At 73.5% G+C, this 25,186-nt stretch carries 22 protein-coding genes; 14 read left to right on the forward strand and 8 right to left on the reverse strand.

The features are described from left to right. Positions 1–35 precede the first annotated feature (35 nt). Together ABD993_RS02820 and ABD993_RS02825 are read left to right on the forward strand one after the other, a co-directional pair. Positions 36–770, forward strand: coding sequence for a beta-phosphoglucomutase family hydrolase (locus tag ABD993_RS02820; RefSeq protein WP_345412337.1), 735 nt, complete (start codon positions 36–38; stop codon positions 768–770). Beyond that, complete coding sequence (locus ABD993_RS02825) at positions 767–3,127, forward strand: glycoside hydrolase family 65 protein (RefSeq protein WP_345412339.1); 2,361 nt, start codon at positions 767–769, stop codon at positions 3,125–3,127. Before ABD993_RS02820 ends, ABD993_RS02825 begins: the two co-directional genes overlap by 4 nt. A gap of 90 nt (positions 3,128–3,217) precedes the next feature. On the opposite strand, the gene ABD993_RS02830 is transcribed toward ABD993_RS02825, so the two are convergent. Continuing rightward, the gene (locus ABD993_RS02830; RefSeq protein WP_345412341.1) at positions 3,218–4,006 is read right to left on the reverse strand and encodes a SigB/SigF/SigG family RNA polymerase sigma factor; all 789 of its coding nucleotides are present in this window, start codon (positions 4,004–4,006) and stop codon (positions 3,218–3,220) included. Positions 4,007–4,217: 211 nt separating this feature from the next. Here ABD993_RS02830 and ABD993_RS02835 point away from each other — a divergent pair, with 211 nt between their 5' ends. After that, a complete protein-coding gene (locus tag ABD993_RS02835; RefSeq protein ID WP_345412806.1) occupies positions 4,218–6,458 on the forward strand; it encodes a HelD family protein in 2,241 nt (746 codons plus the stop codon). Between the two features lie 76 nt (positions 6,459–6,534). Continuing rightward, complete coding sequence (locus ABD993_RS02840) at positions 6,535–7,854, forward strand: amidohydrolase family protein (protein ID WP_345412342.1); 1,320 nt, start codon at positions 6,535–6,537, stop codon at positions 7,852–7,854. Between the two features lie 49 nt (positions 7,855–7,903). Here ABD993_RS02840 and ABD993_RS02845 read toward each other — a convergent pair whose 3' ends face one another. After that, positions 7,904–8,470 carry a pyridoxamine 5'-phosphate oxidase family protein gene (locus ABD993_RS02845; RefSeq protein ID WP_345412344.1) on the reverse strand — a complete coding sequence of 189 codons (567 nt, stop codon included), beginning with the start codon at positions 8,468–8,470 and terminating at the stop codon, positions 7,904–7,906. A gap of 97 nt (positions 8,471–8,567) precedes the next feature. Beyond that, positions 8,568–9,119 (reverse strand): helix-turn-helix domain-containing protein, encoded by a 552-nt coding sequence (locus ABD993_RS02850; RefSeq protein ID WP_345412346.1) that lies wholly within the window; start codon positions 9,117–9,119, stop codon positions 8,568–8,570. Between the two features lie 104 nt (positions 9,120–9,223). Here ABD993_RS02850 and ABD993_RS02855 point away from each other — a divergent pair, with 104 nt between their 5' ends. Genes ABD993_RS02855 through ABD993_RS02885 form a run of 7 tightly spaced genes read left to right on the forward strand, consistent with a single transcriptional unit; the run spans position 9,224 to position 16,471 of the window. After that, positions 9,224–10,504, forward strand: a complete 1,281-nt coding sequence (locus tag ABD993_RS02855; RefSeq protein ID WP_345412348.1) for an amidohydrolase family protein — start codon at positions 9,224–9,226, stop codon at positions 10,502–10,504. Then, positions 10,501–11,232, forward strand: coding sequence for an ABC transporter ATP-binding protein (locus ABD993_RS02860; protein ID WP_345412351.1), 732 nt, complete (start codon positions 10,501–10,503; stop codon positions 11,230–11,232). The genes ABD993_RS02855 and ABD993_RS02860 overlap by 4 nt, the downstream gene beginning before the upstream one ends. After that, positions 11,229–12,083 carry an ABC transporter permease gene (locus ABD993_RS02865; protein ID WP_345412353.1) on the forward strand — a complete coding sequence of 285 codons (855 nt, stop codon included), beginning with the start codon at positions 11,229–11,231 and terminating at the stop codon, positions 12,081–12,083. Before ABD993_RS02860 ends, ABD993_RS02865 begins: the two co-directional genes overlap by 4 nt. Positions 12,084–12,097: 14 nt before the next feature. Beyond that, complete coding sequence (locus tag ABD993_RS02870) at positions 12,098–13,273, forward strand: ABC transporter substrate-binding protein (RefSeq protein ID WP_345412354.1); 1,176 nt, start codon at positions 12,098–12,100, stop codon at positions 13,271–13,273. Next, entirely contained in the window at positions 13,270–14,586 is a 1,317-nt protein-coding gene (locus ABD993_RS02875; RefSeq protein WP_345412356.1) for an FAD-binding oxidoreductase, read from the forward strand. The genes ABD993_RS02870 and ABD993_RS02875 overlap by 4 nt, the downstream gene beginning before the upstream one ends. Continuing rightward, positions 14,583–15,335, forward strand: a complete 753-nt coding sequence (locus tag ABD993_RS02880; protein ID WP_345412358.1) for a creatininase family protein — start codon at positions 14,583–14,585, stop codon at positions 15,333–15,335. Before ABD993_RS02875 ends, ABD993_RS02880 begins: the two co-directional genes overlap by 4 nt. Next, positions 15,332–16,471, forward strand: coding sequence for a hypothetical protein (locus tag ABD993_RS02885; protein ID WP_345412360.1), 1,140 nt, complete (start codon positions 15,332–15,334; stop codon positions 16,469–16,471). Before ABD993_RS02880 ends, ABD993_RS02885 begins: the two co-directional genes overlap by 4 nt. 15 nt (positions 16,472–16,486) lie before the next feature. Here the strand turns inward: ABD993_RS02885 and recQ are convergent, their stop codons facing one another. Further along, positions 16,487–18,490 (reverse strand): DNA helicase RecQ, encoded by a 2,004-nt coding sequence (recQ, locus tag ABD993_RS02890; RefSeq protein WP_425568887.1) that lies wholly within the window; start codon positions 18,488–18,490, stop codon positions 16,487–16,489. Positions 18,491–18,549: 59 nt separating this feature from the next. Here recQ and ABD993_RS02895 point away from each other — a divergent pair, with 59 nt between their 5' ends. After that, positions 18,550–19,725, forward strand: coding sequence for an acyl-CoA dehydrogenase family protein (locus ABD993_RS02895; protein ID WP_345412363.1), 1,176 nt, complete (start codon positions 18,550–18,552; stop codon positions 19,723–19,725). 8 nt (positions 19,726–19,733) lie between these two features. Here the strand turns inward: ABD993_RS02895 and ABD993_RS02900 are convergent, their stop codons facing one another. After that, a complete protein-coding gene (locus ABD993_RS02900; RefSeq protein WP_345412364.1) occupies positions 19,734–21,449 on the reverse strand; it encodes an acyl-CoA dehydrogenase in 1,716 nt (571 codons plus the stop codon). A 46-nt stretch (positions 21,450–21,495) separates the two neighbouring features. Here ABD993_RS02900 and ABD993_RS02905 point away from each other — a divergent pair, with 46 nt between their 5' ends. Then, a complete protein-coding gene (locus ABD993_RS02905) occupies positions 21,496–22,110 on the forward strand; it encodes a TetR/AcrR family transcriptional regulator (RefSeq protein WP_345412366.1) in 615 nt (204 codons plus the stop codon). A 13-nt stretch (positions 22,111–22,123) separates the two neighbouring features. Here ABD993_RS02905 and ABD993_RS02910 read toward each other — a convergent pair whose 3' ends face one another. Both ABD993_RS02910 and ABD993_RS02915 read right to left on the reverse strand, forming a co-directional pair. After that, a complete protein-coding gene (locus ABD993_RS02910) occupies positions 22,124–22,447 on the reverse strand; it encodes a cupin domain-containing protein (protein WP_345412368.1) in 324 nt (107 codons plus the stop codon). After that, positions 22,447–23,127, reverse strand: coding sequence for a DUF2848 domain-containing protein (locus ABD993_RS02915; RefSeq protein WP_345412369.1), 681 nt, complete (start codon positions 23,125–23,127; stop codon positions 22,447–22,449). The genes ABD993_RS02910 and ABD993_RS02915 overlap by 1 nt, the downstream gene beginning before the upstream one ends. 108 nt (positions 23,128–23,235) lie before the next feature. Here ABD993_RS02915 and ABD993_RS02920 point away from each other — a divergent pair, with 108 nt between their 5' ends. After that, complete coding sequence (locus tag ABD993_RS02920) at positions 23,236–24,552, forward strand: MFS transporter (protein WP_345412371.1); 1,317 nt, start codon at positions 23,236–23,238, stop codon at positions 24,550–24,552. On the opposite strand, the gene ABD993_RS02925 is transcribed toward ABD993_RS02920, so the two are convergent. Next, positions 24,524–25,156, reverse strand: coding sequence for a GntR family transcriptional regulator (locus tag ABD993_RS02925; protein ID WP_345412373.1), 633 nt, complete (start codon positions 25,154–25,156; stop codon positions 24,524–24,526). The two genes, ABD993_RS02920 and ABD993_RS02925, sit on opposite strands and share 29 nt — an antisense overlap. Between the last annotated feature and the right edge of the window lie 30 nt (positions 25,157–25,186).

Below are 25,186 nucleotides of genomic sequence, written 5' to 3' on the forward strand. Positions count from 1 at the left end.
CCGTGCGCGATCTCCGGAACGCTACGGTTTCGCCCATGCTCGGCCTCCCCGCGGGTACACGCGCCTGCCTGTTCGACCTCGACGGCGTCCTCACCGACACCGCGAGCGTCCACGCCACCGCGTGGAAGACGATGTTCGACGAGTACCTCGAGAAGCACGACGGACCCGGGTACCGGCCGTTCGACGTCGCGAAGGACTACGGCCCCTACGTGGACGGCAAACCCCGGCTCGAGGGCACCCGCAGCTTCCTGCACTCGCGGGGGATCGACCTGCCCGAGGGGAGCCCGGACGACTCGGCGGACACCGAGACGCTCTGGGGGCTCTCGACCCGGAAGAACGACCTCGTCCAGGTCGTGATCCGGGAGCAGGGCGTCGAGGTGTACGCGGCGTCGCGGCCCTATCTGGAGGCCGTGCGCGAGGCGGGCATGAAGACCGCGGTGGTCTCGTCGAGCGCGAACGCCGAGCAGGTGCTCGCCGTGGCGGGGCTGAGCGACCTGATCGACCACCGGGTGGACGGGGTCACCGCCCGGGAGCGCGGCCTGGCGGGCAAGCCGAAGCCGGACACCTTCCTCGCCGCGGCCGCCGACCTCGGCGTCGACGAGTCGGAGGCGGTCGTCTACGAGGACGCGCTCTCCGGAGTCGCGGCCGGGCACGCCGGGCACTTCGGCCTCGTGATCGGGGTGGACCGGCTGGACCACGCGGAGGCGCTGCGCGAGCACGGGGCGGACGTCGTGGTGAAGGACCTGCAAGAGCTGCTGGAGGACAAGTGAAGCCGGACGCGGGCCGCACGTTCGCGGTCGAGCCCTGGGTCGTGCGGGAGCCGACCCTCGACATCGCCGCCATGGGCCAGACGGAGTCCGTCTTCGCGCTGTCGAACGGCCACATCGGGCTGCGCGGGAACCTGGACGAGGGCGACCCGCACCACCTGCCCGGCACCTACCTGAACTCGTTCTACGAGGTCCGGCCGCTGCCGTACGCCGAGGGCGGCTACGGCTACCCGGAGTCCGGGCAGACGATCATCAACGTCACCAACGGCAAGCTGATCCGGCTGCTGGTGGACGACGAGCCCTTCGACCTGCGCTACGGCAAGCTGCGCCGCCACGAGCGGGTGCTGGACCTGCGCGCCGGGACACTGTCCCGCGAGGTCGAGTGGGAGTCGCCTGCCGGGCGCGTCGTCCGGGTGCGGTCGAAGCGGCTCGTCTCGCTGACCCAGCGGGCCATCGCGGCCATCTGCTACGAGGTCGAGGTGCTGGACGAGCCGGCGCTGCTCGTCGTGCAGTCCGAGCTCGTCGCCAACGAGCAGCTCCCCACCCGCGGCGGGGACGACCCGCGGCTGGAGGCGGCGCTGACCAACGCGCTGCAGTCCGAGCTGTTCCGGGCGGACGAGGCCGGGGCCACCCTGGTGCACAGCACCCGCAAGTCCGAGCTGCGGGTCGCCGCGTCCATGGACCACGAGGTGCACGGCCCGGCCGGGATCAAGATCACCTCGGACGCCACCGAGGACGCGGGCTCGACCACGATCATCGGGCGGGTGCAGCCGGGCGAGACCCTCAAGGTCATCAAGTACCTGTCCTACGGCTGGTCGTCGCAGCGCAGCCTGCCCGCGGTCTACGACCAGGTCCGGGCCGCCTCCGCCGCGGCGCGCTACACCGGCTGGGACGGGCTGCTCAAGGAGCAGGAGGAGTACCTCGACGACTTCTGGGAGACCGCGGACGTCGAGATCGACGGGGACGCCGAGCTCCAGCAGGCCGTCCGGCTCGCGACCTTCCACGTGCTCCAGGCGGGCGCCCGCGCCGAGCGCCGGTGCATCTCGGCGAAGGGCCTGACGGCGGACGGGTACGACGGCCACACCTTCTGGGACACCGAGACCTTCTGCCTGCAGGTGCTCTCCTTCCTGGCCCCGGACGCCGCGGCGGACGCGCTGCGCTGGCGGCAGTCGATCCTGCCGTCGGCCTTCGAGCGGGCCGAGCAGCTCGGTCTGGCGGGCGCGGCGTTCCCGTGGCGGACGATCCGCGGCGAGGAGTGCTCGGGCTACTGGCCCGCGGGCACCGCGGCGTTCCACATCAACGCGGACATCGCGGACGCGATCCGCAGGCACGTCGCGGCCACCGGGGACACCCAGTTCGAGCTGGAGGTGGGCCTGGAGATCCTGGTCGCCACCGCGCGGCTGTGGCGGTCGCTGGGCCACCACGACTCCGAGGGCGAGTTCCGGATCGACGGCGTGACCGGCCCGGACGAGTACTCGGCCATCGTGGACAACAACGTCTACACGAACCTCATGGCGCAGCTGAACCTGCGCTACGCCGCCGAGGTCGCCGCCAAGCACCCGCGCAGCGCGGCCAAGCTCGGGGTGAACTCCGAGGAGATGGCGAGCTGGCGGGACGCCGCGTCGTCGATGCGGATCCCCTACGACGACCGGCTCAAGGTCCATCCCCAGTCCGAGGGCTTCACCTCGCACAAGATCTGGGACTTCGAGAACACCCCGGCGGACACCTACCCGCTGCTGCTGCACTACCCCTACTTCGACCTGTACCGCAAGCAGGTGATCAAGCAGGCCGACCTGGTGCTGGCCATGCAGCTGCGGCCGGACGCGTTCACCCCCGACCAGATGCGCCGCAACTTCGCCTACTACGAGGCGATCACCGTGCGGGACTCGTCGCTCTCGGCGTGCACGCAGTCGATGGTCGCGGCGCGCACCGGGCACCTCGACCTGGCCTACGACTACCTGGCCGAGGCCGCCCTGATCGACCTCAACGACCTGGCCGGGAACACCGACCACGGCATGCACATCGCCTCGATGGCGGGCACGTGGGTCACGATCACCACGGGCCTGGGCGGCATGACGTGCGACGCGACCGGGCTGGCCTTCGCCCCCGTGCTGCCCTCCGCGCTGTCGCGGCTGTCCTTCGGGCTGCGCTGGCAGGGCAGGCACATCCGGGTCACGGTGACCCAGGACGAGGTCGAGTACAGGCTGGTCAGCGGGCCGCCGATGCGGCTGCGGCACCACGGTGAGCCGGTCGCGCTGGCGGAGGACCCCGAGGTCCGCCCGCTGCCCAGCCCGCCCACCGTGGACCCGGTGGAGCAGCCCTACGGCCGCGCCCCCCGCAACCGGCAGCACAGCGCCTGACCCTCCCGCGGAGACGCGGACGGGGGCACGGAGTGAGCCGGGCGCGCCGCCGTCGAGCGCACGGTGGTCCGGCTGATCCGGGGGTGGGGCTCAGTCCTCGGACATGCGCTGCCGGAGCTGGGCCAGGGTGCGGGTGAGCAGCCTGCTCACGTGCATCTGGGAGATGCCGATCCGGTCGGCGATCTGGGTCTGGGTCCTGTTGCCGAAGAACCGCAGCACCAGGATCGTGCGCTCGCGCTCGGGCAGCTCGTCCAGCAGCGGGGCCAGGGTCTGACGGTACTCGACCTTGTCCAGCTCGGCGTCCGCCTCGCCGAGGGTGTCCGACAGCGGGGTGTCGGCGCCGGCGACCAGCTCGTCCAGCGAGGGGCCGCGGTAGGCCTGCTGGGCGTCGAGGCCCTCGACGACCGCCTCGGTGGTCATGTCCAGCCGGGCGGCGATCTCCGACGGCCGCGGGGACCGCCCCAGCTCCTGGCTCAGCGGCCCGATCGCGCCCTGGATCGCCGACTGCATCTCCTTGAGCCGGCGCGGCACCCGCATGGCCCAGGTGCGGTCCCGGAAGTGCCTGCGGACCTCGCCGGTGATCGTCGGGACGGCGTAGGAGAGGAAGTCGACACCGCGGTCCGGCTGGAAGCGGTCCACGGCGTTGATCAGCCCGACGGTGCCCGCCTGCTCCAGGTCGTCCACGGGTTCGCCGCGGTTGGCGAAGCGCCGCGCGATGTGCTGGACGACGGGCAGGTGCCCGGTGACCAGCTCCTGCCGCAGCGCGTCCCGGTCGGGGTGGCCGTCGGGCAGCGCGAGGAGCTTGTCGAACAGCGGGGCGAGGTGGGCGTACTCGTCCGAGCCCCGATCGGTGGACCGGGCGGACTCGTGGTCAGTCACGGGGAGCGTGGAACTGTCGCAGCGGCACGGAGGGATCTACCCGGGGGCGCCGGCCCGGAAACCCGACGCCCGCGCTGGTAGGTTGGTCAGCCGCGCCCGCACCACGACCTCGGCGCGATCAGGTCGAACCGTCACCCGTCCCGGAGGACTCCCGCACGTGCCGACCACGGACCCCGAGACGCCGCTCGAGCACGAGCGCGCGTACGTCGCCATGCTCTACGAGCGCCTGGACGAGCGCCGCCGCGAGACCTCCCGGCGGCTGCAGGAGGTCCTGCACGGCGAGACCGTCGGCACCCCGCAGGCGCTCACCGAGCGGGACGCCGCGGCGGCCATGTACACCGACCGACTGGCCGCGTTGCGCGCCGCCGAGCACGGGCTGGCTTTCGGCCGGTTGGACGCGGACGGCGGTGAGGTTCGCTACGTCGGCAGGCTGGGTCTGCTGGACGAGGCGAACGAGTACGAGCCGCTGCTGATGGACTGGCGCGCCCCCGCGGCGCAGCCGTTCTACACCGCCACCGCCGCGAACCCGGAGGGCATGCGGCGGCGCAGGCACCTGCGCACCCGGGGCCGGACCGTCGTCGCGGTGGACGACGAGGTGCTGGACATCTCCGATCCCGAGGCGCACTCGTCGTCGTCGGGGCTGGCGGGCGAGGCGGCGCTGATGGCCGCGGTCAGCGAGGCCCGCACCGGGCGGATGGGCGACATCGTCGCCACGATCCAGGCCGAGCAGGACCGGATCATCCGGTCCAAGCCGTCGGGTGTGCTGGTGGTGCAGGGCGGGCCGGGCACCGGCAAGACGGCGGTCGCGCTGCACCGCGCGGCGTACCTGCTCTACACGCACCGGGACCGGCTGGCCCGCAGCGGCGTGCTGGTGATCGGGCCCAACCCCACCTTCCTGCGCTACATCGGCCAGGTCCTGCCGTCCCTGGGCGAGACCTCCGTCGTGCTGGCCACGCCCGCCGAGCTGTTCCCCGGCCTGCACGCCCGCCGTCCCGAGGACGCGCGCACTTCCGAGGTCAAGGGCCGGGCGGACATGGCCGCGGTGATCGCCGCGGCCGTCCGGGACCGGCAGCAGCTGCCGCGGCGGACCATCGAGCTCGTCGTGGAGCAGCAGACGGCGCGGATCGACCGGGACCTGGTCAACCAGGCCCGCTCGCGCGCCCGGCGCTCCCGCAAGCCGCACAACGAGGCGAAGCGGATCTTCCGCAGGGAGGCCCTGCAGCTGCTGGCGCAGCAGGTCGCCCGCACCCTCGGCGGGCGGAACCTGCTCGGGCGGCTGGACGTCGAGGACATCCGCGAGGAGCTGGCCGAGGACGCGGCCGTCAACCGCGAGCTGGACGCGCTGTGGCCCACGCTGACCCCGCAGCGGCTGCTCGCGGACCTGTTCGGGGACCGGCGGCGGCTCAACTCGATCGCCCGCCGGATCCCCGCCGAGGACCGGGCGCTGCTGGAGCGGGCGCAGGCCGAGGGCCCGGAGGAGCTGCGCTGGACTCCCGCGGACGTCCCGCTGCTGGACGAGGCCGCCGAGCTCCTCGGGGACGACGGCTCGGCCGCCCGCGCCGCCGAGCAGGCCGCGATCCGCGAGGAGATCGAGTACGCCTCCGGTGTGCTGGACGTCCTCGACCTCGAGGAGGACCTGGACCCGGAGCTGCTGCGCGCCACGGACGTCGTGGACGCGGACCGGCTCGCCGAGCGGATGCAGGTGCGCACCTACGAGTCCACCGCCGACCGTGCGGCCGCGGACCGCGAGTGGACCTACGGGCACGTCATCGTGGACGAGGCGCAGGAGCTGTCCGCCATGGCGTGGCGGCTGGTCATGCGCCGGGTGCCCTCGCGGTCGATGACCATCGTCGGGGACGTCGCGCAGACCGGGGACATCGCGGGCGCCGACTCGTGGGCGCAGGTCCTGTCGCCCTTCGTGCAGAGCCGCTGGCGGCTCGAGCAGCTCACGGTCAACTACCGCACGCCCGCGGAGATCGCGGACGTCGCGGACGACGTGCTCGCCGCGATCGACCCCTCGCTGACCCCGCCCGGCTCGGTGCGCAGCACGGGGGTGCCGCCGCGGGCCGTGGCGGTCGCGCCCGGCTCGCTGGAGGGTGCGGACGGCGTGCTCGCCGAGCTGGTCGCCGAGGACCGGGCGGCCGTGGGGGAGGGCCGGACCGCGGTGCTGGTGCCCAACGCCCGGGTCGAGGCGATCCGGGCCGGGGTGCTGGGTGCCGAGGCGCCGGAGGACCCCGAGGACCTGGAGGCCCCGGTCGTCATCCTGCCGGTGGGGGCGTCGAAGGGCCTGGAGTTCGACGCGGTCGTGCTGGTCGAGCCCGCCGAGGTGCTGGCGGAGAGCCCGCGGGGGCTCAACGACCTCTACGTCGCCCTGACCCGCGCGACCCAGCGGCTCACGGTGGTCCACGCCGCGGACCTCCCGGAGCCCCTGAAGCGGCTGCGGCGCTCGTGAGGTCGCCCCTGCGCGCTGTCCGCGGCCCTGCGGGCAGGGCACCCGGCTCCGCCCGCGCTCGTGCGGCCGGTCGCCCGTGCTGACGGTCCGCGGAGCGGATCTCGTCTGGACGGGGACGTCCGAGATCGCGGGCGGTGCGGTGGCCTGCGGCCCGGACGGGCTGGTCGCCGCGGGCCCGGTCGGCGGCGAGGTGCTCGACGCCTCGGGCTGCGTGGTCACCCCGGGCCTGGTCAACGCCCACCATCACCTGCTCCAGAGCGCCTTCCGCACCCTGCCGGGCACGCGCGGGGTCCCGATGCGGGACTGGCTGCCGACCATGGCCGCCGCCTACGCCGCCGTCGGGATCGATGCGGAGCTCGCGCACGCCGCCGCGTCGGTCGGGCTCGCCGAGGCGCTGCTCTGCGGTGTCACGACGGTCGCCGACCACCAGCTGAACTGGCCGTCCGGGGACGGCGTCCCCATCGCCAGGGCCGTCGCGCGGGCGAGCACCGAGACCGGCGCGCGGCTAGTGTTCGTCCGCGGCTCCGCCCGGGACGACCCGGAGCGGGCCGCCGCCTCCGCGGAGGCGATCGCGAGCACGCTCGCCGGGAGCGCGGTGCAGGTCGCGGTCGGCCCGGCGGGCGTGCACAGCGACGCCCCCGAGACGTTCGCGCTGCTCGGCGAGGTGGCCGCGCGGTACGGGCTGCGTCGGCGGACCCAGGCGAACGAGCAGGTGGACGTCGAGATCGCCGTCGAGCGCTACGGCCGCCGCCCCCTGGAGCTGCTGGACGAGTGGGGCTGGCTCGCCCCGGACGTCACCCTCGCCCACCTCTGCGCGATCACCGACGCGGAGCTCGCCCGGGTCGCCGAGGCCGGTGTCAGCGCGACCCACGCCCCCGGCTGCGACCTCCCGATGGGCTGGGGGATCGCGCCGGCCGCCGCGCTGTCCGACGCCGGCGTCGCGGTCGGGCTCGGCACCTCCGGGGGCGGCAGCAACGACGCCGGCCACCTCCTCGCGGACGCCCGGCTCGCCCTGCAGGTCGCCCCGCTCGTCGGCAGGCCGGTGAGCGCGCGCGAGGTCCTGACCTGGGCGACCGCAGGCTCCGCGGCCGGCCTCGGGCGGCTGGGGCCGCCGGCCGCCGGGGCCGCGCAGGCTCCGCGGCTCCCCGCGCTCGGTCGGCTGGACCCCGGCCACGCCGCCGACCTCGTCTGCTGGGACGTCACCGGGGTCGCCGACGCCGGGGTCGCCGATCCCCTCGCGGGACTGCTCTGGGCGTCGCCGGGCCGCCGCCCCCGCCACGTCGTCGTGGGCGGGCGGGTCGTGGTGCGGGACGGCGAGCTGGTGACCCGCCCCGAGCCCGACATCGTGCGGGGCCTGCACACCCTGCTGCGAACCCGCCCGCCGCGAACCGCGTAGCAGCCCGCCGCGTGTCCGACTCGCGCGTCGGAACCGGGGGACTCGCGGGTCAGGGGAGCACGGGGAAGCTGCGCCACCCCCGCTCCGAGCCGACGAACCGCGTGCGGGCCGGGGGAGTGTCGGCCGTGCCCGCCCGCCAGAAGTCGATCTGCGTCGGCGTGAGGGCGAGGGTGGTCCAGCTCGGCGGAACCTCCTGCGCGCCCGCGGTGTGGGCGGCGAAGTGCGCCTCGACCGCGCCCGGCTCGATCGCGTAGTCGGGCCCGGACAGCCGCGGCAGCAGGTCCTCGTACACCCACGCCACGAGCTGGAGCTGCCGCGGCCGGGTCGGGTAGGCCTCCGCCGAGACCGCGCGCGGCAGCTCGGCGAGCAGCCCCGTCAGCACCGCCTGCCTGCCCAGCCCTGGCCAGTGGAACACGGCCGAGGCCCGCGGGTCCGCCGCCAGGTCCACGGTCTTGCCGGTCGGCGCCGAGGAGTGGAACCGCACCGCGGCCGAGTCGATCCCGGTCACCACCACCGTGCGCGCCCGCGGGCCCGCGGGACCGGCCGTGGCCAGCGTCATCGTCGACCCGAGCGGCTGGTCCGCGGCCTCGTCCAGCCAGGTCGCGAGGACCTCCATCGCCCCGCCGGGCGGCAGCTGCTCAGGACTCTCAGGGCCCGATGCCTCGTTCCGCAGGCTCCTCTCAGGGCTCGATGCCTCGTTCCGCAGGCTCCTCTCAGGCACCCGAGTGCACCACCAGGACGATCGCCGTCTCGGACCCGACCTGCCGGTACCGGTGGGGCGTGCTGCCGGGGTAGGCCAGGGTCCCGCGTTCGCCCAGCAGCACCCGCCTGCTCCCCTCCGCCTCCTGCAGCTCCACCTCGATCGTTCCGCGCACGACGTACAGCACCTCCTCGCGACCGTGGCTGAAGAACTCCGCGAACTCCCGCGGCAACCCGACGAACTCCGTGATCGCCGCGCCGTCCTCCGCGTGGTGCAGCAGCCGGGCCCCCGGCCCGGCCCCGCCCCCGACCTCGACGGCCTCCCCGTCCCCGGCCGCGCTCAACAAGGACTGCTGGCTGGTCCGGAGCGCCTCGGCGATGCGGTACAGCGACCGCATCGACGGCCGGGTGCGGCCGAGCTCCAGCTGGGAGAGGAACGGCTGGGACAGCCCCGACGCGGCCGCCACCTGCACGAGCGTCAGACCCAGCTCGCGGCGTCGGGCGCGGATGGCCCTGCCCAGGCGCGCGTCGGCGGCACGCTCGGCGGAGCGGAGAGGTCTCGTCATCTTTCACACGTCCGGAAACGGGGGTCATCGGATGGAAACACGAAGAGCCTAGCGTTCGGCGCGATGGTGACTGCATCAATATTTCGCAGGTCGGAGATGGTCAGGTGAGTGCGGTCCAGGCGGTGGGCGCACCCGGCGACGCTCCGCGTCCGGCCGGGGCGGCGGTGTCCGCGCTGCGCGGCGTCCGCCTGCCGTCCGGCGGGCTGGGAGACGTCCTCCTGGCCGATGGTCACGTCCGTGACGGTACACAGTGGACAGCCCGAGGTCTCGACCTGGACGCAGCGGGCTGGCGGGTGCTGCCCGCCGCTGTCGAGCCGCACGCCCACCTCGACAAGGCGCTCACCGCGCCGCGGATCGACCCCGGCGCGGGCAACGACCTCGTCGACGCGATCACCCAGTGGCGCGCGATGCTGCCGGGGATCGACGCCACGGACATCGGCACCCGCGCGCTGGCCGCCGTCGGCCGGTACCTCGCCCACGGGATCACGGCGATCCGCAGCCACGTGGACGTCCCGCTCGACGGCGACCGCTTCCGCGGGGTGGACGCGCTCGTCGCGCTGCGGGACCGCCTGCGTGGCACCGTCGACCTTCAGGTCTGCCTGCTCGCCGGCTCCGAGGCGGACGACGGGATCGTCGCCGAGGCCGTCGCCCGCGGCGTCGACGTGATCGGCGGCTGCCCGCACCTGGCGCCGGACCCGCGCCACGAGATCAGCCGGATGCTGGACGTCGCCGAGCGGCACGGCCTCCCGGTGGACCTGCACGCGGACGAGCAGACGGACGTCGACCTGCCGGACTCCGCGTTCGACCTCGTCGAGATGGCGCGGCAGGTGCTCGCCCGCGGCCTCGGCCCGCGCGTCACCGCCAGCCACTGCGTGCGCCTCGGCATGCTCGCCCCGGCCCGGCTCGCCCCCATCCTGGAGCTGACCGCGGAGGCGGGGATCGGGATCGTCACGCTGCCGATCACCAACCTCTACCTGCAGGGGCGGGGGCTCGCGGGCGTCCCGCGCGGGCTGGCGCCGCTGTGCGCGATCCTCGACGCCGGCATCCCGCTCGCCGCGGGCGCGGACAACCTGCGGGACCCGTTCAACCCGGTGGGCCGCGCCGATCCCTTCGAGACGACGTCGCTGCTCATGACCGCAGGCCACCTGCGTGCCGCGGAGGCCCTCGCGGCCGTGACCACGGGCGCCCGGACGGTGCTCGGGCTCGAGCCCGCCGGGGTGGCGCCGGGGGAGCGGGCGGACCTGGTGCTGGTGCCGGACGTCGAGCACGGCGACCTGCTCGCGAGCGCCGTGGACGCCCGGATCGTGCTCTCCGGCGGCCGGATCGTCGCGGACACGCGCGTCGCGCAGACCCTCGACCTCCCCATCCATGAGGTGATCAGGTGACCAGCACGCTCGCCCTCGAGGGCGTCACCAAGCGCTTCCCCACCGGCACGGTCGCGGTCCGGGAGGTCAGCCTGGCGTTGGAGCCCGGGGACTTCGTGACCGTCGTCGGGCCGTCCGGCTGCGGGAAGTCGACGCTGCTGCGGCTGGCGTCGGGCCTGGAGTCCGTGACCGGCGGCAGCATCGACGTCCGGGCCGCCGCGACGAGCTACGTCTTCCAGGACGCGACGCTGCTGGAGTGGCGCAGCGCCCTGAGGAACGTCGAGCTCGTCGGGGAGCTGCGCCGGATCCCGAAGGACGAGCGGCGCAGGCGCGCCCAGGAGGCCCTGGACCTGGTGGGGCTCACCGGGTTCGAGACGCAGCACCCGCGGCAGCTCTCCGGCGGCATGCGGATGCGGGTGTCGCTGGCCCGCGCGCTCGTCGCCGACCCGGACCTCGCCCTGTTCGACGAGCCCTTCGGCGCGCTGGACGAGATCACCCGGCTGCAGATGCAGACCGAGCTGCAGAAGCTGTTCCAGCTCAAGCGGTTCGCGGGGCTGTTCATCACGCACTCGGTGTCCGAGGCGGTGTACCTGTCCACCCGGGTGCTGGTGATGAGCGGGCGGCCGGGGCGGATCGTCGCCGAGATCGCCGTGCCGTTCCCCTACCCGCGGCCACCCGAGCTGCGCTACGAGCCGGAGTTCGCCGAGCTGACCGGCCAGGTCTCGCACGCGTTGGGGGAGCACTCGTGACCATCCTCGAGGCACCGGTGACCGGGCTCCCCGGCACCCCCGCCCCGCCGACCCGACGGCCCTGGTGGCGCACCGCGCTCGCCCGGGCGGTCCCGATCGTCGCGGCGCTCGCCGGCATCGCGGTCGTCTGGTACGCCGTGTCGTACCTGGTCCTGCCCGCCGACCAGCGGTTCCTGCTGCCGCCGCCGCACGAGGCCTTCGGCAGCGCGCTGGCCAACCCGGCGCTGATGGGGCCGATGCTGGAGGCGCTGGCGCGCAGCGCCGGGGTGGCGATGGTGGGGCTGGCGATCGCCGTCGTGCTCGGCATCGGCTACGCCACGGTGATGTCCCAGTCCGGGTGGGCGGAGCGGATCCTCTACCCGTACGCGGTGATTCTGCAGACCATCCCGATCCTCGCCCTGGTGCCGCTGATCGGCATCTGGCTCGGGTACGCGTTCACGGCCCGGGTCGTCGTGTGCGTGATCATCGCGCTGTTCCCGATGATCTCCAACACGCTGTTCGGGCTGCAGTCCGCGAGCCCGGCGGCGCACGACCTGTTCAGCCTGAACAGGGCCTCGCGGTGGCAGCGGCTGGCCAAGCTGCAGTTCCCGGCCGCCGTCCCGTCGATCTTCACCGGCCTGCGCAACGCGTCCGGCCTGTCGGTGATCGGCGTGATCGTGGCGGACTTCTACTTCCAGCAGGGCGCCCCCGGCATCGGCGGCCTCCTGCGGACCTACACGCTGCGCCTCCAGATGGAGGCGCTGCTGACGGCGGTCGCCCTCACCGCGCTGTTCGGGGTGATCGTCTTCTCGATCTTCGCCGCACTGGACAAGGCCGTCGTCGGCCGGTGGTACGGCGGGCACACCCGATGATCTGTGGAGGACGCATGTTCCGTAGGACCGGACTCCTCGCGACGGGGGCCGCGGCCGTCCTCGTGCTCGCCGCCTGTGGCGGCGGCACCGAGGCGGCGGGCCCCGCCGCGCCCGCGGCCCCGGCCGCGCCCGCCGGGGGACCGCTGGACCTCGCGGGCGCGGGCTGCCCCGCGACCGTGGTGTTCCAGCAGGACTGGCAGCCCGAGGCCGAGCACGGCGCGATGTACTCGGTCGTCGGGCCCGACTACACGATCGACGCCGCCGCCAAGTCGGTGAAGGGCTCGCTGGTCGCCCAGGGCGTCGACACCGGGGTGGACGTCGAGGTCCGCCCGGGCGGACCGAACAACGGCTTCCAGCCCGTCCCCGCCCTGATGGCGCTGGACGACTCGATCACCCTCGGCGCGGTCAACACCGACGCCGCGCTCACCGCGACCGGCAACCAGGCCGTCGTCGCCGTGACCTCGCAGATGACGGTCTCGCCGCAGATCATCATGTGGGACCCGGCCAGCCACCCGGGCGCCACCACGATCCAGCAGGCCGCCGCGGACGGCTCGCCCGTGGTGACCTCGGGCGACGTGCTGCCCGCGCTGCTCACCGCCAAGGGCGCCATGGCCGCGACCCAGTCGGACACCTCGTACGAGGGCACGCCCGCCCGGTTCGTCGCGGACCCGAAGATCCTCCAGCAGGGCTTCGCCACCGCCGAGCCGTACATCTACGAGAACGAGATCAGCCAGTGGAACAAGCCGATCGCCTTCCAGAAGGTGGCGGACTACGGCTACTCGATCTACCCGGAGCCGCTCGCGGTGCGCGCCGACCGGCTCGACGCGCTGCGCGGCTGCCTGACCAGGCTCGTCCCGATCATGCAGCAGGCGCAGATCGACTACCTGAAGAACCCGGCCACCACCAACGCCCTGATCGTCGAGCTGGTGAACTCCTACCAGACCGGGTGGAGCTACTCGGAGGGCGTGGCGAACTTCTCGGCGAAGGCCCAGGTGGAGCAGGGCTTCGTGACGAACGACCCGGCGTCGGGCGTGTTCGGGCAGTTCGACCCGGCCCGCATGCAGTCCATCGTGGACACCTTCGTGCCGATCCTGCAGCAGCAGGGCTCGCTGCCCGGCCCGGCGCCGACGGCGAGCTCGTTGTACACCAACGAGTTCATCGACCCGGCCATCAAGATGGGCACGCCGTGAGCCTGCTCGCCGAGCTCGGCGCCACGGGGGCGGAGGTCTCCGACGACCGGGACCTGCGGCTGAAGGTGTCGTCGGACTGGTCGCGGATGTCGCCGGTGCTGCAGGACAAGCTGCCGCCCGGTCGGTACCTGGCGGACCTGGTCGTCCGGCCGACCTCGGCGCAGCAGGTGGCCGACGTGCTGGCGGTCGCCCACCGACACGACGTCCCGGTCACCCCGCGCGGCGCGGGCACCGGGAACTACGGCCAGGCCACGCCGTTCGCGGGCGGCATCGTGCTGGACCTGCGCGGGCTCGACGCGATCGAGGTCACCGGCGAGACGGTGCGGGCCGGGGCGGGCGCGAAGCTCACCACGGTGGACGAGGTGGCCAGGGCGGCGGGCCGCGACATCTGGATCTTCCCGTCCACCAAGGGATCCACCGTCGGCGGGTTCGTCGGCGGGGGGTCCGCGGGGACGGGCACGATCGAGCACCGCACGACGTCGGACGGGTTCGTGGTGTCGGCGACGGTCGCGCCGATGGACGGCAGCGGCTCGCTGTTCACGGTGTCGGGGGAGGACCTGAAGCCGTACGTGCACACCTACGGCGTCACGGGCGTGCTGGTCGAGGTCGAGGTGCGCACCGACCCGGCCCGGGACTGGGTGGCCGTCTACGGCTCGTTCGGGTCCTACGCGTCGCTGGTCGGCGTACACCGGACGTTGACCGACCTGTCCGTGCTGCCACGGTTGGCGTCGGGGGACGAGCCCGCGCTCGTCCCGACGCTCCCGGTGGACCTGGACCCGTCCCGCTGGAGCCTGCGCGTGATCGCCGAGGCGTCCACGGTGGACCGGGTCGTGGACCGGATCCGGGGCGGTGGCGGTCTCGTCGTGCGGGTGGCGGCGGACTATGCGGAGACGGACGTGCTGAGCGGCATGTCCTACAACCATCCCGTCTACTTCCTGCAGCAGTCGCTGCCCGCGGACGCGACCCGGCTGTTCCACGTCGAGAGCAGCGGGACCCCCCTGTGGGACTCGCCGGAGGCGGTTCGCGACTGCTATCCCGGCCCGGTGCACCTGCACCTGGAGCTGTTCCAGCACGGGCCCGGGGCGATGATCGTCGCGGAGTACACCGGCGAGGAGGACCTGCTCTCCGGGATGGAGCGGCTGGAGGCGATCGGGGTGGGCGTGCACTCGCCGCACCAGTGGTACGTGGACCGGAACGTGGCGCTGGCCCGGGAGACCGCCCGCCGCACGGATCCGAAGGGGCTGCTCAACCCGGGCAAGCTCGTCGACGTGCCGCCGGTGGACACGCGGGTCAACATCGGGGTCGTGCGGTGAGGTTCACGGACCTGACCGGGCCGCAGGTGGCGGCGCTGCCCGCGGACACCGTCGCCGTCCTGCCGCTGGGGGCGATCGAGCAGCACGGGCCGCACCTGCCGGTGTCGACGGACCTGGTCACGGCGTCGTCGGCGGCGGAGGCCGCGGTGTCGTCGTCGGATGCGCCCTGTGTGCTCCTCCCCGCGCTGGCCTACACCAAGTCGGACGAGCACCACGCCTTTCCCGGCTCACTCTGGCTGTCGTGGGACACGCTGATGCACACGCTGGTGGACATCGGACGGTCCCTGGCGGCGTCGGGCCTGACGCGGCTGCTGTTCGTCAACGGGCACGGCGGGAACTCGGCGTTGGGGCAGGTCGCCAACCGCCAGCTGCGTCGCGAGTTCGGGCTGCGGACGTTCTTCGCGCACCTGTCCGTGCCCGTCGACCAGGGCGGGAGCGGGTCGCTGGAGTCCGAGCACGGCATGGGGATCCACGGCGGACACGGCGAGACCTCGCTGATGCTGCACCTGCGCCCGGACCTGGTGCACATGGACCTCGCGGTCCGCCGGGTACCGGAGGGGCTGCGGGAGTTCTCGCTGATCGGCTTCGGCAAGCCGGTGTCCTTCGGCTGGCTGTCCGAGGACTTCGGCCCGGACGGCCACGTCGGCGACCCCACCGGCGCCACCGCCGAGCACGGCGAGGCGATGTTCGACGCCGCGGTCGGCCGGCTCGTCCGCGTGATCGACGAGGCGCACCGATTCCACACGTGACCTGCCCGAAGTCGATGGAGTTCGGGCCCTGCGGCGGGGTCGGGGCGGACGGATCGTGCGAGGTCGGCGACTTCCGCTGCACGTTCCTGGGCCTCCCGCTGCCGCGGTGGACGAGTGGGGGGCCAGGGGCGACCGGGGCCGGTGGGAGTCATCCCGCGGCTGCCGCCCCACGCCGGAGCGCGGTTCCGGGTGGAGCCTGCGGGGACCTCTGCCCTGCCCGCCCGCGTGCGGGCACGGCCGCGGCGGAACTGCTCGACGTGGTGGCGGAGCGGCCGCTGGTCGTCTCGATGCTGCCCGCCGCGCCGCTCGACGCCCGGTCGATCGCGGAGTGCGCTGCGCCGCTGCGCGGCCACGTCGACGCGGTGCTCGCCGGGGACGCGGCGACCTCGCGCCTCCAGTTCCCGCCCGCCTACCGGGCCCGGCTGATCCAGGACGAGGGGCTGCGGGTCTGGGCCGGGGTGAACTGCCGGGACCGCAACCGGGTCGCGCTGGAGGCCGAGCTCGCGGCGCTGGCACACGCGGGGGTCGCGGCGGTGCACTGCGTGACCGGTGACCACCCGCTGAGTGGCGGTCGACCCGACGCGCTGCCGGTGTTCGACCTCGACTCGACCCGGCTCGTCGCACTCGCGGCGGAGTACGGGCTGCTCGCCTCGGTGGCGGAGTCGCCCACGGCCCCGCCGGTCGACCTGCGCGCGGAGCGGGTGGGGGAGAAGGCGGAAGCCGGGGCCTCGTTCGCGATGCTGCAGTACTGCGGCGGGGCGGCTCAGGTGGCCGCGTTCGCCGCGGACTGCCCGATACCGGTGCTGCCGGGCGTCCCCATGATCGTCGATCACGAGGGTGCGGCGCTGCTGCGGTCCTTCGCGGCCGCGGTGCTCCCCGAGGGCTACACCGAGACGATCCTGGCCTCGTCCGACCCGCTCGCCGCCGGGGTCGACGTGGCGATCCGGCACGGTCGTGAGCTGCTGGGGGTCCCGGGGATCGCCGGAGTGGTGGTGGCGGGCGGCGTGGCGGCCGGCGCCGAACCGGCGTTCGCCGAGGCGCTGGCCGAGGTCGGTCGAGCGCTCATGATCCACGCCTCGGCCGCGGTGCGGTCGGTGGGCGACCGTTCTGCTCCCGAGGGGTGGATCGGCGGATAGCGGACTCGGGGCGAGTCAGCCCCAGGGATCCTCGTCCGGGTAGTCCGGCTCCGGGGGTTCCTCGAGGGGCCACTCGTCGTCCACCGGGCCCCTTCCGTGGTCGGCGCCGCCGCCCGCGACCCCGCCTGCCCCCGTCGCCCGGTCCCGGGTGTCCGAGCCTCGGGAGGCGCCGGGGTCGGACGGGGCGGGATCCGAGCCTGCGACCGCGGCCAGGACGCCCGGGCCGTACTTGGCCAGCTTGTTCTCGCCCACCCCGTTCACAGTGCCCAGCGCGGGCAGGGAGGTGGGGGCGAGGGTGGCGATGGCGCGGAGCGTGGCGTCGTGGAAGATCACGTAGGCGGGGACGCCCTGCTCCTTCGCGGTGGCGCCGCGCCACGCGCGCAGGCGCTCGAAGATCGGCGCGGCGTCCGCGGGGAGGTCGACCGGGGGAGCCGCGGAGCGGGAGGACCTGCGCGCGCGGGTCCGCTCGGGGTCCTTGCGCAGCATGATCTTCCGGTCGCCGCGCAGCACCTCGCCGCTGCAGTCGGTGAGCTGCAGCGTGTTGTACGCGCCGCCCACCTGCAGGATCCCGCGGGCCAGCAGCTGGCGGACCACGCCGCGCCACTCCACGTCGGACAGGTCGGCGCCGATCCCGAAGGTGGACAGCTGGTCGTGCCGGTTCTGCTCGACCTTCGGCGTGCGCTTGCCCGTCAGGATGTCGACGGACTGCTGGGCGCCGAACTCCTGGTTGCGCTCCTTCTTGAGCCGCCAGACCGTCGAGAGCATCTTCTGCGCGGGGACCGTGCCGTCCCAGGTCTCGGCGGGCGTGAGGCAGGTGTCGCAGTTGCCGCACGGCTCACCGGACTGCCCGAAGTAGGCGAGCAGCTGCACCCGACGGCACTCGACGGTCTCGCACAGCGCCAGCATCGCGTCCAGGTGCTGCCCGAGGCGCCGCTTGTGCGCCTGGTCGCCCTCGGAGTCGTCGATCATCTTGCGCTGCTGCACGACGTCCGCGAGCCCGTAGGTCAGCCACGCCGTCGACGGCAGCCCGTCGCGGCCCGCGCGGCCGGTCTCCTGGTAGTACCCCTCGACCGACTTGGGCAGGTCCAGGTGTGCGACGAACCGGACGTCCGGCTTGTCGATCCCCATCCCGAACGCGATGGTCGCGCACATGACCAGCCCCTCCTCGCGGAGGAACCGGGACTGGTGGTTCCGACGCACCGCCGCGTCCAGGCCCGCGTGGTAGGGCAGCGCCGGGATGCCCTGTGCCGCGAGGAACTCCGCGGTCTGCTCCACGGACTTGCGGGACAGGCAGTAGACGATCCCCGACTCGCCCGCGTGCTCGGCGCGCAGCAGCTCCAGCAGTTGCCTGCGCGGCTCGGCCTTCGGCACGATCCGGTACTGGATGTTGGGCCGGTCGAAGCTCGCGACGACGTGTTTGGCCCCGGTGAGGTCCAGCCGCTCGGCGATCTCGGTGCGGGTGTGCTCGGTCGCGGTGGCGGTCAGCGCGATCCGGGGCACCGCGGGCCAGCGCTGGTGCAGCTCCGAGAGCATCAGGTAGTCCGGCCGGAAGTCGTGGCCCCACTGCGCCACACAGTGCGCCTCGTCGATCGCGAACAGCGCGATCTCGGCCCGTTCCAGCAGGTTCACCGTGGAGCCCAGCCGCAGGCGTTCCGGCGCGAGGTAGAGCAGGTCCAGCTCGCCTGCGAGCAGGGCCCGCTCGGTGTCGCGGCGCTCGTCCGGGTTCTGGGTGGAGTTGAGGAAGCCCGCCCGGACGCCCAGGGCGTGCAGCGCGTCCACCTGGTCCTGCATGAGCGCGATGAGCGGGGAGATCACCACACCCGTGCCGGGCCGCACCAGGGCGGGCACCTGGTAGCACAGGGACTTCCCGCCACCGGTCGGCATGAGGACCAGCGCGTCCCCGCCCGCGACGACGTGCTCGACGACCTCCGCCTGCGGCCCGCGGAAGGCCGAGTACCCGAACACGCGGTGCAGGACGTCCAGGGCGGCGGTGGCGGGGGGAGCACTCACCCGGCCGATCGTAGGCGTCGGTGCCGGAGCGGGAAGCGAAACCCACGATCCCGTGCGATCGTCGGCGCATGGACCTTCTCGAGGGCGACTTCTACGGCTACGGCTCCCTGCTCACCGACGAGGAGCAGAAGGTCCTCGCGGGCGTCCGCGAGTTCTGCCGCGCCGAGCTCGCCCCGATCGCCCTGGACGCCTGGACCCGCGCCGAGTTCCCGCACGAGATCGTCCCGCGGTTCGCCGAGCTGGACATCGCCGCGCTGCCCTACGCCGACCTGCACGGCCCGGCCGCCCGACGGCTGCTCACCGGGTTCGTCTCCCTGGAGCTCGCGCACACCGATCCCTCGCTGAACAGCTTCTTCGGCATCCACAACGGCCTCGCGATGGGCAGCATCGACCTCTGCGGCTCGGACGAGCAACGCGAGCGCTGGCTGCCCGCGATGGCCCGGATGGAGAGGATCGGCGCGTTCGGGCTCACCGAGCCGCACGGGGGGTCGGACGTCGCGCAGGGGCTGGAGACCACCGCCCGTCGCGAGGGCGACACCTGGGTGCTGAACGGCGAGAAGCGCTGGATCGGCAACGGCACCTTCGCCGATCTCGTCGTGATCTGGGCCCGGGACGAGGCCGACGACGCTGTCAAGGGTTTCGTCGTGCAGCAGGACAACCCCGGCATGGCCACCACGAGGATCGAGAACAAGATCGCGCTGCGGACCGTGCAGAACGCGGACATCGTGCTGACCGACTGCCGCGTCGCCGAGGACGACCGCCTGCAGCGCGCCACATCCTTCACGAACACCAACGAGGTGCTGCGGCGCACCCGCGGCGGCGTGGCCTGGGGCGCCACCGGGACGATGATGGCGGCCTACGAGAACGCGCTGGCCTACGCCAAGGAGCGCGAGCAGTTCGGCCGCCCGATCGCCGGGTTCCAGCTGGTCCAGGACCTGCTGGTGCGGATGCTCGGCAACATCACCGCCTCGCTCGGGATGGCCGTGCGGCTCGCGCAGCTGCAGGACGCGGGGGAGGCCCGGGACGAGCACGCCGCCCTGGCCAAGGAGTACACGACCACCGCGATGCGGGACACCGTGGCGTTGGCGCGGCAGGTCGTCGGCGGGAACGGGGTGGTGCTGGACTACGGCGTCGCGAAGTTCTTCGCCGACGCCGAGGCCCTCTACTCGTTCGAGGGCACTCGGGAGATCAACACCCTCGTCGTCGGCCGCGCGATCACCGGCCACTCGGCCTTCGTCCGCTGACCCGCCCGTCAGAACCAGGCCGGGTCGGTGTCCAGGGAGGTCGTGTCCAGCGAGGCGAGCAGGTCGAGCTGGGGGTCCACCTTCGGCAGCTCGACACGGAAGAAGTAGCGGGCGGCGGCGCGCTTGCCGTGCGCCAGGTCGTCCTCCCGGCCCGCCAGGGCGAGCACCTGGTCGAGCCACAGCCACGCGACCACGATGTGCCCCGCGGCCTCCAGGTACACGCTCGCGTTGGCCAGCCGCTCCTCGGCGTCCGGGTGCGCGTGCAGGGTCTCGGTGACCTCGACCAGCCGGTCGAGGGACTGCTGGAGCTGCTTCGCCTCGGGGCGCTCGCCCGCCCGGGCCACGGTCTCCTCGATCCGGGTCCGCAGGGCCGCGAACCCGGGAGTGCGCACCTTGCGCCCCAACAGGTCCTGCCCCTGGATGCCGTGCGTGCCCTCGTGGATCGGGTTGAGCCGGTTGTCCCGGTAGTGCTGCTCGACGTCGTACTCGCGGGTGTAGCCGTACCCGCCGTGGACCTGGATCGCCAGCGCGTTCGCCTCGAGACCCCACTGGGAGGGCCAGCTCTTCGCGATGGGGGTGAGCACGTCCAGCAGCGCGTGCTCCTCCTCGTCGACCAGCCTGCCGCAGTACAGCACCAGGGCGAGCGCTCCCTCGGCGTACGCCTTCTGCGCCAGCAGCATCCGTCGGACGTCCGCGTGACGGATGATCGGCACCATCGGCGTGGACGGGTCCTTCGCCCCGGCGGGACGGCCCTGCGGGCGGGTCCTGGCGTAGTCCAGCGCCTTGAGATAGCCGGTGTAGGCCAGGGCCGCGGCGCCCGCCCCGACGCCGACCCGCGCCTCGTTCATCATGTGGAACATCGCGGCCAGGCCCCGGCCCTCGGCGCCGACCAGCTCGCCGCGGGCGCCCTCGAAGCTCAGCACCGTGTTCACCGTGCCGCGGTAGCCCATCTTGTGGTTGAGCCCGGCGAGCACCACGCCGTTGCGCTCGCCGTCGAGGATCTTGGGCACCAGGAACAGCGAGATCCCCTTCACCCCGGCCGGGCCGCCGGGCACCTTCGCCAGCACCAGATGGACGATGTTCTCGCCCAGCTCGTGGTCCCCGCCGGAGATCCACATCTTCGTCCCGGTGAGCCGGTACGAGCCGTCCGGCTGCGGTTCCGCGCGGGTGGTGATGTCCGCCAGCGACGAGCCCGCCTGCGGCTCGGACAGACACATCGTCCCGTGCACGCGCCCGGCCAGCATGTCCGGCACCCACCGCGCGACCTGCTCCGGTGTGCCGTGCGCGAGCAGCAGGTTCGCGTTCGCGACGGTCAGCATCGAGTAGGCCCAGGTGCCCACGTTCGCGGCGTGGAACCAGGCCTGCACCGCTGTCCCGACGACGTGCGGCAGCTGCAGCCCGCCCACCGACTCGTCCATCGTCGCGGCCAGCAGACCCGCGTCCGCCGCGGCCCGCAGGGCGGGGGCGACCTCGTCGTGCAGCACCGCGCGGCCGACCCCGCCGGTGCTGACGAACCGCGGTTCCTCGGCGTCGTTGCGCTTGTTGTGCGGGGCGAACCGCTCGGTCGCGATGTCCGCGGCCAGCTCCAGCACGGCGTCGAACGTCTCGCGGGAGTGTTCGGCGAACCGCTCCCGGCTGGTCAGCTCCTCCACGCGGAGCCAGTCGTGGAGCAGGAACTCCAGGTCCCGGCGGGAGAGGATCAGGTCGCGCTCGGAGGGCGGCATCGAGGACTCCTTGGTTACTGATCGATCAGTAACTATGATGCGGGTCATGGACGACCGGGTCAAGGCGATCCTCGCGGGGCTCGACCTCTGGGCGGAGTGGCCTGCGGCGACGCCGCGCGCGATCGTGGGCGCCGCGCTGGAGTCCTTCGCCGAACGCGGCTTCCACGGGACGTCGCTCAAGCACATCGCCCAGGGCTCCGGGCTGAGCACCGCGGCGCTGTACGTGCACTTCGCGTCCAAGGAGGAGGTGCTGTTCGCGCTGTCCCGGCGCGGGCACGCCCTGGCCCTCGCACTCGTCCGCGAGGCGGCCGCGGAGTCGCTGGACGTGCTGGTCAGAGCCTTCACGATCTGGCACGCCGAGCACCGCACGATCGCGCGGGTGGTGCAGTACGAGCAGGGCGCCCTGACACCCGAGCACCGCGCCGAGGTGGGCGCGCTGCGTCGGGAGACCGAGCGGGTGGTCCGGGACCTGGTGGAGCGCGGCGTCGCGGCGGGCGCCCTCACCGTGCCCGACGTGCGGGGTGCGGCCGCCGCGGTCCTCTCCCTGGGCATCGACGTGGCGCGCTGGTACACCCCGGGCGGCCGCTGGACCCCCGAGGCCCTCGCGGACCTCTACGCGGACCTCGCCGCCCGCATGCTCGGCGCCGCCCCCGGCCGGTGAGGACGGGTGCGACTCAGGTGCGGACCTCGAGCATCGTGCAGCCCTCGTCCGTGCGGTAGGGCCCATGGGGCATGCCCGGCCTGCGGGAGGCGTAGTGGCCCGGGCCGAAGGTGCGGCCCAGGGTGAGGTCGATGAGGGAGCCCTCCAGCAGGTAGACCTCCTCGTGGAAGTCGTGCCGGATCACCCCGGCGAGGCTGGTGTCGAGGCCGGGGCGCCAGCGGGTGACCCGGGTGAGGACCGCGCCCTCGCCCCGGCTCAGCACCCGTTCCTCGACGCCCTCGCCCGCCGGCGTCCAGGCGAGGTCGGCGACCGCGAAGAACTCGTGCTCGGAGCGCATCAGCCGATGGGGTCGGGGAGCCGGTCGACCGCGTAGGCCAGCTCCAGGGTGCCCCCGGTGGCGGGGTCGGTGAGCTCCACGCGCCAGCCGTCCGCGAACTGGTCCACGCCCGGCAGCATGGCGACGGTGCCGGAGAGCAGCACCGTGCCGGGGGTCAGCCAGCCGCGTTCGCGCAGCACGTCCAGCCAGTAGTCGGGGGCGAGCAGGGCGCCGAGCTTCGCGTCCTGGACGAGCTGCTCGGTGTCGCCGTGGCGGACCCAGGCGCGCAGCGCGATCGCGTCCAGGTCGGCGATCTCGCGCAACCGCCAGGCGCGGGTGCCCAGCACGTCCGGGCTCGCGTTCTTGCTCCAGGCCACACCGTGTACCTCGAGGTCCCGGTCGGTGTGGTCGCAGGCGACGGTCAGCAGGGGATCGGTCACGTCCTCGCCGATCACCAGCGCCCACTCCGCCTCGCCCGAGGTGTGGCCGTGCTGCGCGGGCACCGTGTCGGCCTGTTGTGCCAGATAGGGCGAAACCGGGTACAGGGCGGGGGTGACCTCCGGCGCGGGAACGCCGAGCTCGGCCAGCTCCGCCACGTGCGCGGCCACCTCCTCCTGCGCGCGGCCGGCGTACCCCGCGTTGAACACGCGGTGGACGGCGACGGTGCGGGTCTCGCCGTCGGGCAGAGCGAACGTGAGCACGTTTCCTCCTGATGAACTCGTCGAGCCGGGGTTGCGCATGCCGAGTGTATACAGCAAGTATGTAGTTCGTCCAGAGAGCACTAACCGCCCTGCCCAGGAGTCCCTCTCATGACGACCTCACCCCCCGTCGACCGGAAGTCGCTGGTCAAGGCGTTCGCCGCCAGCCTGTCCGGCACCTCGCTGGAGTGGTACGACTTCGCCGTCTACTCGGCGGCCGCCGCCCTCGTCTTCCCGCAGCTGTTCTTCCCCGGCTCGGACCCGCTGACCGGGACCCTGCTGGCCTTCTCGACCTACGCCGTCGGGTACGTCTCGCGGCCGCTGGGCGGGATCGTGTTCGGCAGGCTCGGCGACCGGATCGGCCGCAAGGAGGTCCTGGTCATCACGCTGCTGCTGATCGGGGTGGCCACGTTCCTGATCGGCGTGCTGCCCAGCTACGCGTCCATCGGCGTGGCCGCCCCGATCATCCTGGTGCTGCTGCGGTTCGCCCAGGGCGTCGGCGTCGGCGGCGAGTGGGGCGGCGCGGTGCTGCTGTCCAGCGAGTTCGGCAACCCCCGCAAGCGCGGGTTCTGGTCCTCGGCGGCCCAGGTGGGCCCGCCCGCGGGCAACCTGATGTCCAACGGCGTGCTGGCCGTGCTCACCGCGGCGCTGACGGAGGAGGCCTTCCTGTCCTGGGGCTGGCGGGTGGCGTTCCTGCTGTCCGCGGTGCTCGTCGGGTTCGGGCTGTGGATCCGGCTCAAGCTGGAGGACACCCCCGTCTTCAAGGCCATCCAGGAGTCCGGCGACCGGCCTTCCGCGCCGGTGACCGAGGTCTTCCGGGACGAGTGGCGCGGGCTCCTGTCGGCCGTGCTGAGCCGGATCGGGCCGGACGTGCTGTACGCGCTGTTCACCGTCTTCGTCCTCTCCTACGGCACCACCCACGGCTACAGCCGCGGCCAGGTGCTCACCGCGACGCTCGTCGGGGCGGCCCTGCAGCTGTTCTGCATCCCGCTGGCCGGAGCGCTGACCGACCGGGTCAACCGGCGGCTCGTGTACGCGGTCGCGGCGGTCGCGGCCGGGATCTGGCCGTTCGTGTTCTTCGCGATGATCGGCGGCGGGTCGCTCGCCCTGCTGGTGTTCGGCGTGGTGGTGGGGCTGCTGTGCCACTCGTTCATGTACGGGCCGCAGGCGGCGTTCGTCACCGAGCAGTTCTCGCCCCGGCTGCGCTACACCGGCAGCTCGCTGGCCTACACGATCGCAGGCGTGTTCGGCGGGGCCGTGGCGCCGCTGGCCTTCACCGCGCTCAACGGCGGCTTCGGCTGGGTCGCGGTCGCGGTGTACGTACTGGTCGCGTGCGCGCTCACACTGGTCGGCCTGGCGATCGGGCGCAACCCCGACCACGCCGAGGACGAGGCGTACCTCAAGCCTCGAGCAGTACCCGCAGCGTGAGGGCGAGGTGGTCGTCGATCGCGGCCAGTGCCGCGGCCTCGTCCCCCTCGGCCAGTGCGGTCACGATCCGCTCGTGCTCGGCGCAGACGGCCCGCTGCCTGCGCGCGCTGCCGGTCACGGCGGCCACGCCGAGCCTGCGCTGGCGGACCCGGAGGCCTGCGTAGGTGCGGGAGAGCATCGCGTTGCCGCCCGCGTCGACCAGGGCCTGGTGGAAGACCATGTCCCGGTCGATGAACGCGGTGGCGTCGGCGCCCTCCTCGGCCAGCTCGTCCTGCTCGGCGAGCAGCCTGCGCAGGGTGGAGAAGGGGAGCGTGCCCTCGGCCAGCGCGCGGGAGGCACAGTGCCGCTCGAGCACCCCGCGCAGCTCCATCAGCTCGCGGATCTGGCGCCCGGTCAGCGGTGGCACGTAGGCGCCGCGGCCGGGGATCATCTCGATCAGCCCGTCCGCCACGAGGAGCAGCAGCGCCTCGCGGACCGGGGTGCGGGAGACCCCGATCTGCGAGGCGAGCTCGACCTCGTTGAGGAAGGTGCCGCCGATCTCCGGATCGGCGAGCACGGTCTCGCGCAGGTGGTGCAGGGCCTTGTCCCGGCCCGAAAGCGGCATACGACAGATATACAACACTCGTACCCCCAC

The organism is Pseudonocardia xishanensis (assembly GCF_039541715.1).
Taxonomy (GTDB): Bacteria; Actinomycetota; Actinomycetes; order Mycobacteriales; family Pseudonocardiaceae; genus Pseudonocardia; species Pseudonocardia xishanensis.